This is a genomic window from Streptomyces alkaliphilus, assembly GCF_014141535.1.
Taxonomy (GTDB): domain Bacteria; phylum Actinomycetota; class Actinomycetes; order Streptomycetales; family Streptomycetaceae; genus Streptomyces; species Streptomyces alkaliphilus.
Genome location: NZ_VKHT01000025.1, coordinates 1 through 16,157 on the forward strand (window position 1 = coordinate 1; position 16,157 = coordinate 16,157).

Annotated in this window: 17 protein-coding genes; 12 read left to right on the forward strand and 5 right to left on the reverse strand. The window is 71.9% G+C overall.

Translation table 11 applies throughout. The features are described 5' to 3' along the window. Nucleotides 1-11: 11 nt before the first annotated feature. From FNQ90_RS01835 to FNQ90_RS01855, 5 genes are all read right to left on the reverse strand, one after another. A complete protein-coding gene (locus FNQ90_RS01835; protein ID WP_228470793.1) occupies nucleotides 12-1,268 on the reverse strand; it encodes a cation:proton antiporter domain-containing protein in 1,257 nt (418 codons plus the stop codon). 56 nt (nucleotides 1,269-1,324) lie between these two features. Beyond that, nucleotides 1,325-1,780, reverse strand: a complete 456-nt coding sequence (locus FNQ90_RS01840) for a response regulator (protein ID WP_182604632.1) — start codon at nucleotides 1,778-1,780, stop codon at nucleotides 1,325-1,327. Next, entirely contained in the window at nucleotides 1,777-3,462 is a 1,686-nt protein-coding gene (locus tag FNQ90_RS01845) for a sensor histidine kinase (RefSeq protein ID WP_182604644.1), read from the reverse strand. The genes FNQ90_RS01840 and FNQ90_RS01845 overlap by 4 nt, the downstream gene beginning before the upstream one ends. Continuing rightward, entirely contained in the window at nucleotides 3,459-4,622 is a 1,164-nt protein-coding gene (locus FNQ90_RS01850) for a PP2C family protein-serine/threonine phosphatase (protein ID WP_323379732.1), read from the reverse strand. The genes FNQ90_RS01845 and FNQ90_RS01850 overlap by 4 nt, the downstream gene beginning before the upstream one ends. A gap of 440 nt (nucleotides 4,623-5,062) precedes the next feature. After that, nucleotides 5,063-6,139 (reverse strand): serine hydrolase domain-containing protein, encoded by a 1,077-nt coding sequence (locus FNQ90_RS01855; RefSeq protein ID WP_182604634.1) that lies wholly within the window; start codon nucleotides 6,137-6,139, stop codon nucleotides 5,063-5,065. A gap of 183 nt (nucleotides 6,140-6,322) precedes the next feature. Between FNQ90_RS01855 and FNQ90_RS01860 the strand changes: the two genes are divergently transcribed. The 12 genes from FNQ90_RS01860 to FNQ90_RS01915 all read left to right on the forward strand — a co-directional run bounded on the left by FNQ90_RS01860 (nucleotide 6,323) and on the right by FNQ90_RS01915 (nucleotide 16,155). Continuing rightward, a complete protein-coding gene (locus tag FNQ90_RS01860; RefSeq protein WP_182604635.1) occupies nucleotides 6,323-7,531 on the forward strand; it encodes a lycopene cyclase family protein in 1,209 nt (402 codons plus the stop codon). Next, the gene (locus FNQ90_RS01865) at nucleotides 7,528-8,253 is read left to right on the forward strand and encodes a class I SAM-dependent methyltransferase (protein ID WP_182604636.1); all 726 of its coding nucleotides are present in this window, start codon (nucleotides 7,528-7,530) and stop codon (nucleotides 8,251-8,253) included. Before FNQ90_RS01860 ends, FNQ90_RS01865 begins: the two co-directional genes overlap by 4 nt. A gap of 166 nt (nucleotides 8,254-8,419) precedes the next feature. After that, a complete protein-coding gene (locus FNQ90_RS01870; protein WP_323379730.1) occupies nucleotides 8,420-9,964 on the forward strand; it encodes an FAD-dependent oxidoreductase in 1,545 nt (514 codons plus the stop codon). 160 nt (nucleotides 9,965-10,124) lie between these two features. Then, nucleotides 10,125-11,564, forward strand: a complete 1,440-nt coding sequence (locus FNQ90_RS01875; RefSeq protein WP_182604637.1) for an FAD-dependent oxidoreductase — start codon at nucleotides 10,125-10,127, stop codon at nucleotides 11,562-11,564. A 133-nt stretch (nucleotides 11,565-11,697) separates the two neighbouring features. Further along, nucleotides 11,698-11,991: a gas vesicle protein GvpO gene (gene gvpO, locus FNQ90_RS01880; protein WP_143618468.1), complete on the forward strand. Its 294-nt coding sequence runs from the start codon at nucleotides 11,698-11,700 to the stop codon at nucleotides 11,989-11,991. Between the two features lie 48 nt (nucleotides 11,992-12,039). Further along, nucleotides 12,040-12,525 carry a gas vesicle protein GvpJ gene (gene gvpJ / locus FNQ90_RS01885; RefSeq protein WP_182604638.1) on the forward strand — a complete coding sequence of 162 codons (486 nt, stop codon included), beginning with the start codon at nucleotides 12,040-12,042 and terminating at the stop codon, nucleotides 12,523-12,525. 3 nt (nucleotides 12,526-12,528) lie between these two features. Continuing rightward, entirely contained in the window at nucleotides 12,529-13,308 is a 780-nt protein-coding gene (locus FNQ90_RS01890) for a GvpL/GvpF family gas vesicle protein (protein WP_182604639.1), read from the forward strand. Continuing rightward, on the forward strand, nucleotides 13,309-13,584 hold the full coding sequence (locus FNQ90_RS01895; RefSeq protein WP_143618474.1) for a gas vesicle protein GvpG: 276 nt from the start codon (nucleotides 13,309-13,311) through the stop codon (nucleotides 13,582-13,584). A gap of 5 nt (nucleotides 13,585-13,589) precedes the next feature. Next, nucleotides 13,590-14,372 carry a histone protein gene (locus tag FNQ90_RS01900; protein ID WP_182604640.1) on the forward strand — a complete coding sequence of 261 codons (783 nt, stop codon included), beginning with the start codon at nucleotides 13,590-13,592 and terminating at the stop codon, nucleotides 14,370-14,372. A gap of 6 nt (nucleotides 14,373-14,378) precedes the next feature. Then, nucleotides 14,379-15,341, forward strand: a complete 963-nt coding sequence (locus FNQ90_RS01905) for an SRPBCC family protein (RefSeq protein ID WP_182604641.1) — start codon at nucleotides 14,379-14,381, stop codon at nucleotides 15,339-15,341. A 5-nt stretch (nucleotides 15,342-15,346) separates the two neighbouring features. Beyond that, a complete protein-coding gene (locus FNQ90_RS01910; protein WP_182604646.1) occupies nucleotides 15,347-15,724 on the forward strand; it encodes a gas vesicle protein in 378 nt (125 codons plus the stop codon). 71 nt (nucleotides 15,725-15,795) lie between these two features. Continuing rightward, nucleotides 15,796-16,155, forward strand: coding sequence for a GvpL/GvpF family gas vesicle protein (locus FNQ90_RS01915; RefSeq protein WP_323379731.1), 360 nt, complete (start codon nucleotides 15,796-15,798; stop codon nucleotides 16,153-16,155). Nucleotides 16,156-16,157: the final 2 nt, after the last annotated feature.

Below are 16,157 nucleotides of genomic sequence, written 5' to 3' on the forward strand. Positions count from 1 at the left end.
GGGCACGGCCGTCACGGGGTGGGGTCCGGCGAACGGAGGGCGGCACGTCGGTACAGCAGGACGCCGGGTGCCGTGGTGACGCCGTGGACCACGGTGCTGGCCGCCACCACCAGGGTTCCGACTGCCAGCACTTCGGGGGCGTTGCCGAGCCGCTGCGCCTCGGCGCACAGGTAGAACAGGGCGGAGACGCCCATGGGACCGAACCAGCCGAGGAAGACGGCGTCACGCGGGCGCAGGCCGAGCGGCCGGGCGAGCAGGAGGAGGATCGGCAGGCGGCGCAGCAGCAGCACCCCAACGACCAGCATCAGACCGCTCCCCCACCCCAGGTCGGCCCACTCCTCCCAGGGAAGCATCGCGCCGAGCAGCACGAACAGCGGCAGGACGAGGAAGGTGTTGACCGTTTCGTCGATCTTGGCCTCCTCTGCGCGTTCGGCCGCGGGGCCGGCCGCGTTGAAGGCCAGCCCGGCGACGAAGACGGCGAGCACGCCGCCCAGGTCGAGCAGGCCGGAGACACCGAGGATGAGCAGGGTCAGCAGGAGGGTGTAGACGAGTGCGGGGCCGGACTCGATCTCCCGCCGGCGTTCGGCGCCCCGCAGCAGCCGGCCCGCCGCGGTACCGAGGAGGCCCCCGAGCACGATGCCACCGAGCACCTGCCACAGGGCCTCCGCCGCCGCCGCGGGACCGGTCAGCGGACCGGCGACGGCCACCGCGGCGAGGACCAGGGGCAGCGCCAGACCGTCGTTCGCCCCGGACTCGAGGGAGAGCAGTTGCCGGGTGCGCGCGGGAAGACGGCTCCCGGCGAAGCCACCGGTGGCGACGCCCGACGCGAGGACCGGGTCGGTGGGACACAGCGCGGCACCGAGCAGCAGGGCGGCCGTCAGGCCGATGGCGGGCACGGCCGCGGCCACCGCGGTGGTGGTCGCCGCCATCCCCACCATGGCGACGAGGACGAGCAGGGTCACCGAGCGGGCCCGGGCGCGCACCTCCCGGATGGGGTATCGCAGTGCCACCGCCATCACGGAGACCGCGAGCAGGACTTCGGACGCCTCGTACACCTCATCACGGGCCTCCACGACCGTGGGAGGAGCGAGGAGCCCGGTGACCTGCGGCCCGAGCAGCACCCCCATCACCAGGGCGAGCAGCGGCGCGCTGAGCGGGACCCGCTGGAGGCGGGCGGAGAGGACCGCCACCAGCACCGCGAGGGCGCCGACCGCGGTGAGGAACACGTCCGACATGGTGAGCAGGTGCCCCGGGGCGCCGGCGGGCATGTGTCCGCCCCCGAACGGACACCCGGATGGCCCCCTCACCGGTGAGGGGCGACCGGTCAGCGGCGGCCGGGCAGCCGGACGACCTGGACGAAGAAGTCGTCGATCTGTCGGACCGCGGCGATGAACTGGTCGAGGTCCACGGGCTTGGTGACGTAGGCGTTGGCGTGCAGCTTGTAGCTGCGCAGGATGTCCTCCTCCGCGGCGGATGTGGTCAGCACCACCACGGGGATATGGGCCAGCTCCGCGTCGGACTTGATCTGCTGGAGTACCTGGCGCCCGTCGTACTTGGGCAGATTGAGGTCCAGCAGGATCAGATCCGGTCGCGGGGCGTCCGGGTGAGCGCCGCGCCGGTAGAGGAAGTCGAGCGCCTCCTCACCGTCCCGGACCACGTGGAGGGTGTTGCCGATCTTGTTGTCCTCGAAGGCCTCACGGGTCATGAGCTCGTCGCCCGGGTCGTCCTCCACCAGGAGAACATCGATGGGTTCGGCGCTGGGTTCGGCGCTGGATGTCACGGAGCGGTCCCTTCCGGGGCGAGGGGGGTGGCCTGCGTCGGAGCGGCGACGGACGCCGGGGTGGCGGGAGCTTCTCCGGCCTCCTCGGGGAGGGGCAGGGTGAAGAGGAATCGGGCGCCTTCGGTGTACCCGGTGTCGATCCGGATCCTTCCGCCGTGGTACTCGACGATCTTCTTGCACAGGGCGAGCCCGATGCCGGTCCCGGAGTAGGAGTCCCGGCTGTGCAGGCGTTGGAAGATGACGAACACCTTCTCGGCGAACTTCTCCGGAATACCGATCCCGTTGTCGGCCACCCCCACCGTCAGGGAGCCGGCGTCCCCGGCGATGTCGCAGGTGACGCGAATCTCCGGTGGGTGGTCGGGGTCACGGAACTTGACGGCGTTGCCGATGAGATTCTGCCACAGCATCACCAACAGGGTCGGATCACCCTCCAGGGCCGGCAGCCGGTCGGGGCGTTCGATCCGCGCCCCGCTCTCCTCGATGACCCCGGAGAGGTTGGCCAGCGCCTTGTCCAGGGTGCGGTCGAGTTCGACGACCGCGCGGGACTCGTTGACGCGGCCGACCCGGGAGAAGGTCAACAGGTCGTTGATGAGGACCTGCATCCGTTTGGCACCATCGACGGCGAAGGCGATGTACTGGGCCCCGCGGTCGTCGAGTTTGTCGCCGTAACGCTTCTCCAGCAGTTGGCAGAAGGAGGCGACCTTGCGCAGCGGCTCCTGCAGGTCGTGCGAGGCGACGTAGGCGAACTGCTCGAGTTCGGCGTTGGAGCGCCGCAGTTCCACGGCCCGGGCGTCGAGGTCGGCGGTCTGGCGTTCGAGGCGTTCGCGCTGCTCGCGGGAGGCGGCGAGTTCGGAGACGATGCGGCGGCGCATGCCCTCGACGTCCATGGCCATGGAGCGCAGGTCGGCGGGACCCTCGGCGGGGATGTGTCGATCGAACTCACCGCGGGCGACCCTGCGGGACTCGGCCGCGAGGTGGGTGAGCGGGCGGATCACCAGGGCGCGCAACAGGATCGTCATGGCCGCGCCGGTGGCGAAGAAGGCGATGACCATGGTCAGCAGGACCGCGTCGCGGAGGGTGCGCAGGCTCCCCAGCTCCTCGCGGGTGGCGTCCCGGGCCGCGGTCAGGTGGTCGCCCTGTTCCTCGGTGAGGGTCCGCACCCGGTCGAAGGCGACCCTGCCCTCCTCGGTGACGGCGGGATCGAGTGCCCGGGGAGCGCCCTCGACCACCCCGTCGATCAGGGGCTCGGCGTGTTCCACGCGCCACTGCGCGGCGGCCTCCTCGATCTCCCGCACGTCCCCGAGCAGCGAGTCGTGGCCCTCCAACAGCTCCCGCAGACGTTCGACGGCCTCGTTCTCCTCCCGCAGTCCCAGGGTGTAGGGCTCGAGGAACCGGGGATCCGCGGTGATCGCGTAGCCACGGGCACCGGTCTCCTGGTTGACCAGGGCGGTCTCCAGGCGATATGCCTCCGCCCGGGCGGGCTGGATGGAGTCCGAGAGGTGGTGGAAGACCTCGGTGGTGCGGTTGAGGAGGTGGGCGCCGACGAGGGATCCCACCGCCACGAGGATGCCCATCGTGATCAGGACCAGGTGGAACCAGCCACGAACGGTCACCCCCGAGCGACGGCGTCCCCACCGGGATGGGGCGGTCGCCGGGTCCGTGCTCTTCGCCGTCGTCGTCATGGGGTCGCGGTCGCCTTCCCGTTCCATCGCACGTGGACCACCGCCACGTCGTCCGCCAGTCCGCCGTGTTCCTCGGCCAGGGATTCGGCCCGGCCGATCAGCGTGTCCACGAATGCCTCGGGCTCCAGGTGGGCGGCGCGGCGGGCCACCTCCAGCAGCCCCTCCTCCCCCAGCCGCTCACCACCGGGCCCGATGCGTCCCTCGAACAACCCGTCGGTGAAGAGCACCAGTCCGCCTCCGGCCGGCAGTTCCATGTCGTGGATCGTCCAGGCGGCCAGGCCGGCGGGCAGCAGGCCGAGCGCCGGGCCGCCGGGCGCCTCCATCCACTCGACCCGCCCGGCGTGGTGGACCAGCAGGCCGGGGTGGCCGGCGCGGACCACCCGGGCGCTGCGGCGGTCGGGGGCCAGGGCGACGCCGGTGAGAGTGGCGAAGATCTGTTCACCCATGCGTTCGGCGATCAGGATCTCCTCGAGCTTGCGCAACTGCCGGGAACCGGTGACACCGGTGACCACGAGGGTGCGCCAGGCGATGCGGAGTCCCACGCCCAGGGCGGCCTCGTCGGGGCCATGGCCGGATACGTCGCCGATGAGGACGTGAACGGTTCCGTCGGGGGTCTGCACGACGTCGTAGAAGTCACCGCCGAGGAGGGCCTGGGCCCGGCCGGGGCGGTAGCGGGCCACCACGTCGACCTCGCGCGGTTCCCTCAGCAGAGGGGTCGGCAAGAGGCCGCGTTCCAGGCGGGCGTTCTCCTCGGCGCGCAGCCGTCCGGCCTGGAGCGCGGCGGCGGCCTGTTCGGTCTGCTTGCGCTGGATGGCGTAGCGGACGGCGCGGCCCAGCAGTTCCGGCTCCACCCGCCCCTTGACGAGGTAGTCCTGGGCCCCGGCGGCGACCGCCGCGAGACCGGTCCGTTCCTCGGCGACGCCGGTCAGCACGACCACGGCGACACCGCCGGCGATCTCCTGCACCATGGCGAGCGCCTCGAGCCCCTGTGCGTCGGGGAGGTGGAGATCGAGCAGGACGCACTCGGGCAGTCCCCGGGCCAGCTCGGCGCGGGCCTCGGCGAGGGAACGCACCCAGGTCAGGTCCAGGCCGGGGGTGGTGTCGGCGACCAGTTCCTCCACCAGGAGCGCGTCGCCGGGGTCGTCCTCGATGAGCAGCACGGCGGGTTCGTCCCGCTCGGGGGAGCCGGAGCGCGCGGCGGGAAGTCCGAGGGTGTCGGCCGGGGAGTCCGGGGGGCCGGGGGGCGCGCTCGCCCCCCGCCCGGCGGCCGAGGGGAACGTCGCGGCTCCCTGTCGCTCGGAAAGCACCGGATCCCGCCCTCCCGTGCCGCACCCGCGGCCGATCAGTTGCTGTATGACAACTGATGAACCATACTCCCGAACCCGGGTTTCACCCGCATCGCGCCCCGCCGGGGCGTGTGTGGTGATGGCCACGGTCGGAAGCACGACGGTGGGGCCGAGGGATGTGGCGACGGGAACCGTACACCTTCCGGGATCACCGGCGGGCCGTCCCCGGTTCGGGAGGATGCGGGGCCCGGGGAGGCCCCGGGCGGGGCGGACGGGTTCGAGGGCGATCCGTTCGTCCGGACGCGCCCGGGCGATCACACCGTTCCGGCCGACACCGCCTCGCGCACGAGGGCGTCGATCTCCCACACGGAGTCGTTGACGTTGGCCAGGATCACCGTGTTGATTCCCGGATCGGGGTACCGCCGGATGATCGCCTCCACTCCCGGGTCGGCGCCGACCGCGCCGAACGAACGGGTGGGGCCCTCCCCCACCAGATACACCCCGTGACCCATGGCGGAGTCCCCGTCGATGCGCGCGGCGGGTCGCAGCGCCTCGGCCAGGCGGTCCGGGGCGAGCAGGCGGCCCTCGGCGTACGCGGTGAGGAAGCGGTCGAGGTCGGCCGCGGTCGCGAACGCCCCGCCGTCCGGGCCGCCCACGGCGGGGATCGCGAAGACGTTGCTGCGCCAGGACTCGCCCGGCCCCCGGGGCCGCAGATGACCGGTGGCGAGATCGGGGAGGATCTCGTCGGCGGCGGGGAAGCCGGCGTCCCGCATCCCGGCCGGTACGAAGACCCGCTCGGTGACGGCCCGTCGGTAGTCGGTGCCGGTGAGCTGTTCCAGGACGAGACCCAGCAGGATGTAACCGGCGTTGCAGTAGTGGTACCGCCGTCCCGGTGGGTCGTGCGGCGGCAGCCCCGCGAAGAGGGGCAGGAAGTCCGCCGGGCGCGTCATGCGGTACACGGGGCGGTCGCTCCACAGCGCGGCGAACTCCGCGACCCAATCCTCCGTGGCCGTCTCCTCGTCGAAGTAGTCGGCGACGCCCGAGGTGTGGGTGAGCAGGTGTCGGACCGTCACCTCCGGGTGCAGATCCACCGGGCGGAGGTGTGCGGGCAGCAGCCTCTCCAGGGGGATGTCGAGGGTCCTCAGGTGGTCGGGGAGCAGCGAGAGCACCGCCACGGCGGTGAACGCCTTGGTCACCGAGGCGAGGCCGAAGCGGGTGCGGGGGCCGATCGGTACGCCCGACGCCCGGTCCGCCACCCCACGGTGCGTCTCCAGCACGGTCTCTCCCCCACGGGTGATCAACACGGTCCCGGAGAAGTCCCGTTCCCGGTGGAGGCGGTCCAGCGAGGCGGTGATGTGGTCCATGGTGTCGGCACGGCTTCCCGTAGGCATGGCCGGAGTATCACCACCTCCGCCGTTCCCCCTCAAACGAATTATCCGGAGCGGATCCGCCCGGGCGGCCGGTTCACCGGGCTCGGCCGCGGACGAAAACCGATCGGGGACACGACCGCGACCTTGCATCCGGAAACCGTCCCGGTGCGGAAGGGTGGGGGTCAGCGGGAGAAGGGACATGGGGTGCGGGACGCGGATGTCGTCATCGTCGGCGCGGGGGCGGCCGGCCTGTCCCTGGCCCACCACCTGTGCGGGGCGGCCGGGGCCGGGCTGGAGGTGGTGCTGCTGGACGCCCCGCCCGGCCCGCTGCGCCCGGCCGAGCGGACCTGGTGCTTCTGGGAGGCGCCGGGCGGGGAGTGGGACGACCTGCTGACCGCGTCCTGGCGGCGGTTGCGGGTACGGGCCCCGTCGGGTCGAAAGATCGTCGACGAACCCCCCGACCTGCGCTACAAGATGCTTCGCTCGGGCGATTTCGGGACCCGGGTTCGGGCCCGGATGGCGGAGTCCGGGATCCGGTGCGTCGAGGTGACGGTGGAGTCGGTGGTGGACGGGCCGACCGGCGCGGAGGCCCGCGGCCGGGACGCGGCCGGCCGACCGGTGACCGTGCGGGGTCGCTGGGTGCTGGACTCGCGTCCGCCGCGCTCGATGGGCCCGGCCCGCACCTTGTGGTGGCAGCACTTCCGGGGCTGGTTCGTGCGCACCGAAGGGCCGGTCTTCGACCCGTCCGTCGCCGACCTGATGGACTTCCGCACCCCGCAGCCCGCCCGGGGGCTGTCCTTCGGATACGTCCTGCCGCTGGGCGAGCGGGAGGCGCTGGTGGAGTACACCGAGTTCTCCCCCACCGTGCTGAACCGCGCGGGGTACGAGCGCGCCCTGCGGGACTACACGGAACGTGTCCTGAAGGCGGGAAGGTTGACGGTGACCGGGACGGAGGAAGGCGTGATTCCGATGACGGACGCCCGGTTCCCCCGCCGGGCGGGACGGTCGGTGTTCCGGATCGGCACCGCCGGGGGTGCCGTGCGGCCCTCCACCGGCTACGCGTTCGCCGCCACCCAGCGCCAGGCCGCCGGGGTGGCCCGGGCCCTGGCGGACGGTCGGGCCCCGCTCCCTCCCCCCGCCCACCGGGGCCGTTCGCTGGCGATGGACGCCGTCATGCTGCGCGCCCTGGATCGGGGGCGGGTCCGGGGGGACGACTTCTTCACCGGCCTGTTCTCCGGGGTACCGATGGCCCGCCTGTTGCGGTTCCTGCAGGGGGAGACCCGGCCGACCGAGGACCTGACGATCGGACGCCACACACCCATGTGGCCGATGACGCGCACGGCGCTGGAGTTGCCGTGGGTGCGCCGTCGGCCCCGACCCGGACCACCGCCAGTTGTGAAAGGGGAACCATGACCCTGCTGCGCGACAACGCGCTGTTCGCGGCCTTCGACGAGGCCGCCTCCTCCTACGATCGACTGACGGCGGTGAACCCCGGCTACCACGGTCACCTGCGGCGCTCCGCGCGGCGGCTGCGCCTGCCCGACGGGGGACGCGGGATGCGACTGCTGGACCTGGGGTGCGGGACGGGTGCCTCGACCACCGCGTTGCTGGCGGCGGCGCCCCGGGCGGAGATCATCGCGGTGGACGCCTCCGCGGGCATGCTGGAGCGGGCTGCGGCCAAGTCGTGGCCGCCGGGGGTGCGGTTCGTCCACGCCCCCGCCGAGGAGTTGACGGCGGCGGTGGAAGGGCCCTTCCACGCCGTGTTCGCCGCCTACCTGTTCCGCAACCTCACCGATCCGGACGCGGTCCTGGCCGACGTGCACAAGATGTTGGTGCCCGCCGGTCGGCTGGCCGTGCACGAGTACACCCTCCGGGGGCGGCCGGTGGATCGGGCGGTGTGGTCGGCCGTGTGCTCGGCGATCATCGAGCCCGTCGGTCGCCTGGCCGGAGACCGGGAGTTGTACCGGCACCTGCGCCGCAGCGTGCTGGAGTTCGACACCGCCCCCGCCTTCGCCGCGCGGATGACGGCGACCGGCTTCGAGTCGGTGCGGGTTCTGCCGCTGTCGGGGTGGCAGACGAACATCGTGCACACCGTGGTGGGGCGCGTGCCGTGCCCCCCGGCGGACCGGCGGTGAGGGACACGACGCCGTGGCCGGCGCGGCGTGGATCGGGGAGAACGGTGGTCATGACGTGGGGAGCGGTGTGAACGGTGGGAACGGCCCCGAGGGGCGCCGGATCACGGGAGGAAACGACCGGCGGGGGCCGAACGGGTTCCGGCACGGGCGGGACCGCCGGGCGGAGGTGAGCCCGGCGCGGCCGGGGCGGCCCCGGCCGCAGGGGGACGCCCGTCCCTCGGTGGCGGTGGTCGGCGGGGGCATCGCCGGATTGGCGGCGGCCACCGCGCTGGCCGAGCGCGGTGTGCGGGTGGTCGTGCACGAACGGGAGGAACAGGCGGGCGGCCGGTTGGCGGGCTGGCCCACCACGCTGGCCGACGGTTCACGGGTGACGATGAGCCGGGGCTTCCACGCCTTCTTTCGCCAGTACTACAACCTGCGCGGATTGCTGCGTCGAACCGACCCCGCGCTGCGGGGCCTGACCCCCCTTCCGGATTATCCGCTGTGGCACGAGTCCGGTGCCCGCGACGGCTTCTCCCGGGTGCCGCGAACCCCGCCGTGGAGCGCGCTGGGGTTCGTCGCGCTCAGCCCCACCTTCGGCTGGGGCGATCTGCTGGAGATGCGACCGACCGCCGCGCTGCCGCTGTTGGACGTGCGGGTGCCGGAGGTGTACCACCGGCTGGACGGGATGAACGCCCGGGAGTTCCTGGAACGCGTCAACTTCCCCGAGGCCGCGCACCACCTGGCCTTCGAGGTGTTCTCCCGCAGCTTCTTCGCCGACCCGCGGGAGCTGTCGGCGGCCGAACTGGTGGTGATGTTCCACATCTACTTCCTCGGTTCGGCCGAGGGCCTGTTGTTCGACGTGCCCGACGAGCCCTATCCGCAGGCGCTGTGGGACCCGTTGGTCTCCTACCTGGCCGGTCACGGGGCCGAGGTGCGCACGAACAGCGTGGTGGAGACGATCGAACCGCTCGCCCCCCGGAGCGGCGGAAGTGACGGGGCGGCGGGGGTGGTGGTCACGGCGGACGGCCGCGACCGGCCGTACGACGCCGTGGTGTTGGCCACCGACCCGGGGGGGCTGCGGAAGCTGGTCACCGCCTCCCCCCGGCTGGGTGACCCGAAGTGGCGTGAGCGAATCGGGCGGCTGCGCACCGCTCCGCCGTTCCTCGTCTCACGGCTGTGGCTCGAGCGGCCGGTGGACGCGGACCGTCCCGGCTTCCTGGGCACCGGCGGCTTCGGCACGCTGGACAACGTCAGCGTGCTGGAGCGTTGGGAGGGCGAGGCCGCCCGCTGGGCGGCGCGCACCGGCGGCTCGGTGGTGGAGTTGCACGCCTACTCACTGGATCCGGGTGCGGACCGGGTGAAGGAACAGCGTCGGGTACTCGAACAGTTGCACCGGGTGTACCCCGAGACGCGGGACATCCGGACGGTGGACGAGCGGCACGAGTGGCGCGCCGACTGTCCCCTGTTCCCGGTGGGGGGATGGGTGGATCGGCCCACCGTGCGGACCGACGATCCCCGGGTGGTGGTGGCGGGGGACGGGGTGCGCACGGACCTGCCGGTCGCTTTGATGGAACGAGCCGCCACCACCGGTTTCCAGGCGGCGAACGCGTTGTTGGAGCGCTGGGGTGTACGCGGCCAGACCCTGTGGAGTGTCCCCAACCACGGCCGATCGCCGCTGCTCCGGACGCTGGCCCGCCGGTACGGCGCCCCGTCCCGCACGACGCCCTGAGCGGGCCCCCGGAAACCGCCGACACCGCTCCACACCACTCCGGCACCGCTCCGTCAACGGCGTGGTGTCGGGGCGGTGCCACGTTTCCGACACCCGGTGCAAGCGCGATACTGCGCACCGTGATGATCGGCGACGGGGCACACGAGGACGGGGAGTTCGGATGAGGGAAGTCGGAGGAGGGACCGGCACGCCGCGTCGTGCCGTGGTGATCGGAAGCGGGGTGGCGGGGTTGACGGCCGCCCGGGCCATCGCCGACCGGGGTGCCCGGGTGACGCTCGTGGAACGCGACCGACTGCCGAAGGCCCCCGTTCACCGAGCGGGTGTTCCTCAGGGGCGGCACACCCACGTCCTGCTGGAGGGCGGACAGCGGGCTCTGGAGCGGTTGCTGCCCGGGGCGGTCGGGGAGCTGTTGGACCGGGGAGCACCGAGGGTCGGCATGCCGGAGGACGTGTTGCAGTGGCAGTCCGACGGCTGGTACCGGCGCACCGCGGCCACCGCCCACCTCCTCACCCCGTCCCGGCCGCTGCTGGAATCGGTGGTACGGCGTCGGGTGCTCGCCGGCGGGCGGGTGGAGACGGTGGAGGGGACCGAGGCCGTCGGCCTGACGGGGGACGCGGAGCGGGTCACGGGTGTGGTGGTCCGCGAGCGGGGCTCCGAAGGGGGTGGTGGCCGGAGGGAGGTCCCCGCCGACCTGGTGGTGGACGCCTCGGGTCGGGGGAGCCGGGCTCCGCACTGGTTGACGGAGTTGGGCGCGGACCCGGCCCCCGAGGAACGGCTGGATACGGGCCTGGCCTACACCAGCCGGTTGTACCGCGCGGGGCCGGACCCCGAGGAGGGCGCGGGAGCGGCGCGGTACGCGGGCCAGTACGTGGTCCCGGACCCCGGGCAGGTGTACGGGGCTGTGGTGCTGCCGGTGGAGAGCGGGCTCCACCTGGTGACCCTCTCCGGGTTGCGCGGTTGTGAACCCCCCACCGACGACGAGGGGTTCACCGCCTTCGCCGCACGACTGCCCCACCCGTTGGTGCGGGAGTGGTTGAGCCGGGCCGAACCGGTCTCCGAGGCGCACGGTTTCCGCGACACCGCCAACATCCGGCGTCGGTACGACCGTCCGGGACGACGACCGGCGGGCTTCGTCGCGACGGGGGACTCCCTGTGCGCCTTCAACCCCGTCTACGGGCAGGGCATGACGGTGGCCGTTCTCAATGCCCTGGCCCTGCGTGAGGAGTTGGGCCGCCGGGACGGGGCGGAGGCCTCCCGTCGCGTTCACCGGGCGCTGCTGCGCTCCTCCCGTCAGGCGTGGGCCATCTCGGCCGGGGCGGACAAGAACATGCCGGGCGCCACCGGCAACGCGGCGGGCACCCGGGCCGTGGAACGGCCCCTCACCCTGTACATGGCACGCGTACAGCGGCGGGCCGGCGGTGACCCACTGGTGGGAGCCGCCTTCCGGGCGGTGCTGGGTCTGGTGGCACCGCCCCGGGCGCTGTTCGCGCCCCGGGTGCTGCGGGCCGTCCTCCTGGGCCCGGACCCGGCCGTCCCGGATCGGCCGCCGCTGCGTCGGGAGGGCGAGGAGACCCCCGAGCCCACCCCCGAGCGGGGCTGAACACCACCATCGAGGGCCCGTTCCCGACGCCGGGAACGGGCCCTCGGCGTTCCCGGCCGGGAACGCGGCCCGCTTGCCCGAACGGCTCAACATCTCGGGCGTCACCGGCCGGACCGAAAACACACTGATTCCCATGGGAGACCAACGTGAACGTCACGCCCGCCCCTCCCCCATCAGGGGCGCGGTCGGTGCCGCCCGCAGAGCCGGTCGACGGTTGGCGGGACTGACCGGCCATCGGGTGGAAGGGGTCTCGGCCGTGTGCCGGGAGGAGAACGGTTGGCGGGTGTGCGTCGACGTGGTGGAGGTGCCCCGCATTCCCGACACCACCAGTCTGCTCGCCACCTACGAGGTGGAACTCGACGGTGACGGACGGCTCCTGCAGTACCGCCGGGTCCGTCGGTACCGGCGCGGATCCACCGACGACTGAGCACCTCGGAGAACTCCGTCCGGGACTCCACCGCAGAGGGGAACCCCCATGAGCACCACCACGACCTACAGCGACGACATCGCCTGCGTACCGCGGGCCGGCACTCTCTACGACGTCATCGAGATCATCCTCGACCGGGGGATGGTGATCGACGTCTTCCTGCGGGTCTCGTTGGTCGGCATCGAGATCCTGAAGGTGGACATACGCGTGGTCATCGCGAGCGTCGACACCTACCTGCGCTTCGCCGAGGCGTGCAACCGCCTGGACCTGGAGTTCGATGACCGCAGCCGCACCGTTCCCGAACTCTTCGGGGGCGGAGGCGGCGGCGCGATGCGGGCCGCCGGGAAGAAGGGGGCGAAGAAGGCCGTGCGCTCCGCCGGTGAGAAGGTGCGCTCCGCCCTCACCGGCGACGACGGTGACGACAGGGACGACGGTGACGACGGAGAAACCCGTGAGCCCCGGGAGGCTGCCGGGAGCGCCGCGAGAACCCGTTCCCGTCGTGGCTCCCCCCGGTCACGCGACCGGGAGGACTGAGTCGTGCCCCCACCTTCCGAGGAGTCCCGCTTCCTGCACGTCCACGGCGTGGTCCGCGCCGACCACCCCCTTCCCGACAGCGCGGTGGGGGTCGGCTCCCCCGCCGGTCCCCCGACACTGTTGCCGGAGGGTCCGCTGGCGGCCGTGGTCAGTCGGACCCATGAGGAACCGCGTGCCCGCCGCCGAGATCTGACGGCCCACCACGACCTCCTGCTCTCCCTGGCCTCCGGGGGGCCCGTACTGCCGATGCGCTTCGGCACGGTGGCCCCGGACGAGGGAACGGTTCGCGCCCTCCTCTCCCGCGAGCTGGGCCGTTATCCCGCGGCACTCGACCGGGTGGAGGGCCGGGTGGAGATGAACCTCAAGGTGCTCCCCCGGGAGGAGTCCGTACCCGACCTCGTCCGCTCCGACCCCGGCCTGGGCCGCCTGTACCGGGAGACCCGGCGTCGCCCCGGCTACGAGACCCGGTTGCGACTGGGCGAACGAATCGCCGACGCCCTCGGCCGACGGACGGCGGAAGCGGCCCGGGAAACCCTGCGCCGATTGGAGTCACGAACGGTGGCGGGCGTCCCGGGCCCGCCGGTGGCCGGTTGCTCGGCGAACTTCTCCTTCCTCGTGGAACGGGCGGGCGTCGCCCGCTTCCTGGAGGAGACCGAGCGGTGCGCCGCCCGGGCCGCCCCGTACGCGGAACTACGGGTGACCGGGCCGCTGCCCTGCTTCAGCTTCGTTCCGGAGGCACCGGCGGCGACCGGGACCCGGGGCCGGACGGCGGGGGTGGCGTGAATGGGCCTGCTGCGCGAACTCCTCCTGCTCCCCCTGGCCCCGGTACGGGGCCCGGCCTGGATCGCCGAGCACCTCATCCACACCGCGGAGCGGGAGATCCATGACCCCACGCCGGTGCTCGCCCGGCTGGCGGAACTGAACCGCGCCCTGGACGAGGGCGAAATCGACCACCGCTCTTTCGAAGCGGAGGAGGAACGCCTGTTGGACGAACTGGAGCGCCGCCGGCGAGGCCGTCTACTTCTTCCCGTTTCGCCCCCATCGGAAAAATCGGAGTGAACATCATGGACGAGACGACCAAGAAGGCATTGGTTGCCGGCCTGGCGGCCGGTTATCTACTGGGCCGGACGAGGAAAGCTCGGTTCGCCTTCGCCGTAGCCACCTATGTCGCGGGCCGCCGTTTCGGACTGAACCCCAAGGACCTGGCCACGGAGGGGATCCGCAAACTGCGGGAGACCCCTCAGTTCGCCGACCTGAGCGACCGGGTGGGCGGAGACCTGATGGAGGCGGGACGGGCGGCCGCCATCGCCACCGTGAACCGGCAACTGACCGCCCTGACCGAGTCCCTTCAGGAACGCAAGGAGGCGCTGAAAGCCGCCACCGACGGCGAACCTCCCGAGGAGGAGTCGGAGGAGGAGTCGGAGGAAGAGGAGGAGCCGCAGGAAGAGGAACCGGAGGAAGAGGAGCCGCAGGAGGAAGAACCGGAGGAAGAGGAGCCGCAGGAGGAAGAACCGGAGGAAGAGGAGCCGCAGGAGGAAGAACCGGAGGAAGAGGAGCCGCAGGAAGAGGAAACCCGAGCCCCGTCGCAACGTCGCACCGGAGGACGTCGGAAGAGGGCGGACCGGGAGGACGAGGAGGACGGTGAGCCCTCCGGCGGTTCCGAGGACAAGGAGGAAAAACGGTCCGGTGGGGCCCGCAAGCGCCCGGCGAAGAAGGCCGCCGCCAAGAAGGCACCGGCCAAGAAGAGCAGCGCCAAGAAGGCATCGACAAAAAAGACCGCGACCAAGAAAAGCAGCGCCAAGAAAAGCACTCGACGGTCGACAACTGGCTCCCGGGGCCGGAGGTAAGGGATCATGGCGAACACGGATCGGACTCCCGACATCTCGGATCTGGGCACGAGCCTGAACCAGCTGCGCGGGGAATTGGGTGAGCTCGCGACCACCGCCGCACGATTCCTTGTGGAGAATGCCATCGACAAAGTCACCGACCTCGCGGAACGCGCCGGGGAGGCGGACGGGATCGCCGGGATGCTGCCGAAGGCAGGCGCGAAAATGCTGAGCGGCGATTCACCGGGGAAAGCGATCGCGGGAGCCGGGAAGGAAAAGATCGGGGAGAGCGTTCGCGGCGGAGCGAAGAAACTCTTCGGAGGTGGTGGCGGCGGGAGCGGAAACCCCAAGGTGATCAACATCGTGGAGGTGCTCGACATCGGCATTCCGTTGCGCACCTGTTACAACCATTGGACGATGTACCGGAATTTCGGTGACTTCACCAAAGGCGTCCAGTCGGTCGATCCCTCCGACGAGGTGACCAGTGACTGGAAACTCAAGATCGCCTTCTCCAACCGCAGCTGGAAGGCCACGGTTCAGGAGCAGATCCCCGACGAGCGGATCAAATGGACCACGGAAGGGGCCAAGGGAACCACTCGCGGTGTGGTGAGCTTCCATGAGCTCGCGCCCTCCCTGACCCGGGTGGTCGTGGTGGTCGAGTACCAACCCGCCGGTTTTTTCGAAAAGACCGGCAACATCTGGCGCGCCCAGGGGCGTCGCCTGCGGCTGGACCTCAAGCACTTCCAACGCTACGTGACACTGGTGGCGGAGGAGGAGCCGGAGGGATGGCGCGGCGAGATCCGCGACGGTGAGGTCGTCCGGGACCACGACGAGGTCGTCTCCGAGGAGAACGGCGAGAACGGCGACGAGGACGAGTACCCGGAGGACGGAAACGAGGAGGAACGCGACGAGGACGAGGACGAGGATTACCCGGAGGACGAGCAGGAAGAGGATGAGGAGGACGAGGAGTTCGCCGGGGGGCGCCGGTGAGCACGCTGCCGGCGACCGCCGACCCGTACGATCACCCCCCCGAGCCCGGCCCCCCGCGCACGGCCAATCTCGCGGACATCCTGGAACGTGTGCTCGACAAGGGCATCGTGATCGCGGGTGACATCAGGATCGACCTGCTCGACATCGAGTTGCTCACCATCCGCCTGCGGTTGTTCGTTTCCTCGGTGGACACCGCGAAGCGGGCGGGGATCGACTGGTGGGAAGCCGATCCGTCCCTCTCGGCCCGGGCTGCCGGGGACGCACTCGCCGAGGAGAATCGCGTGTTGCGCGAGCGTCTCGCCGAGGTGGAGGCCGCGCTCCCCTCCACCGGGTCCTCCGCCCCACGGGCAGGGTCCCATGCCGGGAAAGGACGGACGCGATGATCAGCGTGCCCGGTGGGAGCGCCCCGGCACCCTCGCCCGGGGATCCGGGGAGCGAACGGGAAGAGAGGACCGTGCTCCACGCGTTCGCCGTCTGTCGCCCCCTGCCCCTCCCCCACCTGGTCGATGTGGCGGGGCTGTCGGCCGCCCCCGTGCGGACCCTGCGGGTGGGAGAGCTGGGACTGGTGGTACAGGAGGTTCCGGCGGAGGCGTTCACCGAGGGGGCACTGCGCGAGCGGCTCTCCGACCGGGAGGAATTGGAACGCTGTGCCCGGGCCCATCACGAGGTGGTGGCGGCGGCGGCGCGTTCGACGAGCGTGGTGCCGTTGCCGATGGCCACCGTCCACGCCGACGCCGCGCGGGCCCGGGCGGCGGTGACGGAGCGGGCCGACCGGTTGCTCGCCGTTCTGGATCGACTGGAGGGACGGGGCTGATG

What these genes read in the sequence shown, in the direction of transcription:
- FNQ90_RS01865 (WP_182604636.1), top strand. Translation starts at nt 7,528, where the DNA reads ATGACCCTGCTGCGCGACAACGCGCTGTTCGCGGCCTTCGACGAGGCC.
- FNQ90_RS01895 (WP_143618474.1), top strand. Translation starts at nt 13,309, where the DNA reads ATGGGCCTGCTGCGCGAACTCCTCCTGCTCCCCCTGGCCCCGGTACGG.
- gvpO (WP_143618468.1), top strand. Translation starts at nt 11,698, where the DNA reads ATGGGAGACCAACGTGAACGTCACGCCCGCCCCTCCCCCATCAGGGGC.
- gvpJ (WP_182604638.1), top strand. Translation starts at nt 12,040, where the DNA reads ATGAGCACCACCACGACCTACAGCGACGACATCGCCTGCGTACCGCGG.
- FNQ90_RS01875 (WP_182604637.1), top strand. Translation starts at nt 10,125, where the DNA reads ATGAGGGAAGTCGGAGGAGGGACCGGCACGCCGCGTCGTGCCGTGGTG.
- FNQ90_RS01905 (WP_182604641.1), top strand. Translation starts at nt 14,379, where the DNA reads ATGGCGAACACGGATCGGACTCCCGACATCTCGGATCTGGGCACGAGC.
- FNQ90_RS01855 (WP_182604634.1), bottom strand. Translation starts at nt 6,139, where the DNA reads ATGCCTACGGGAAGCCGTGCCGACACCATGGACCACATCACCGCCTCG.
- FNQ90_RS01845 (WP_182604644.1), bottom strand. Translation starts at nt 3,462, where the DNA reads ATGACGACGACGGCGAAGAGCACGGACCCGGCGACCGCCCCATCCCGG.
- FNQ90_RS01835 (WP_228470793.1), bottom strand. Translation starts at nt 1,268, where the DNA reads ATGCCCGCCGGCGCCCCGGGGCACCTGCTCACCATGTCGGACGTGTTC.
- FNQ90_RS01900 (WP_182604640.1), top strand. Translation starts at nt 13,590, where the DNA reads ATGGACGAGACGACCAAGAAGGCATTGGTTGCCGGCCTGGCGGCCGGT.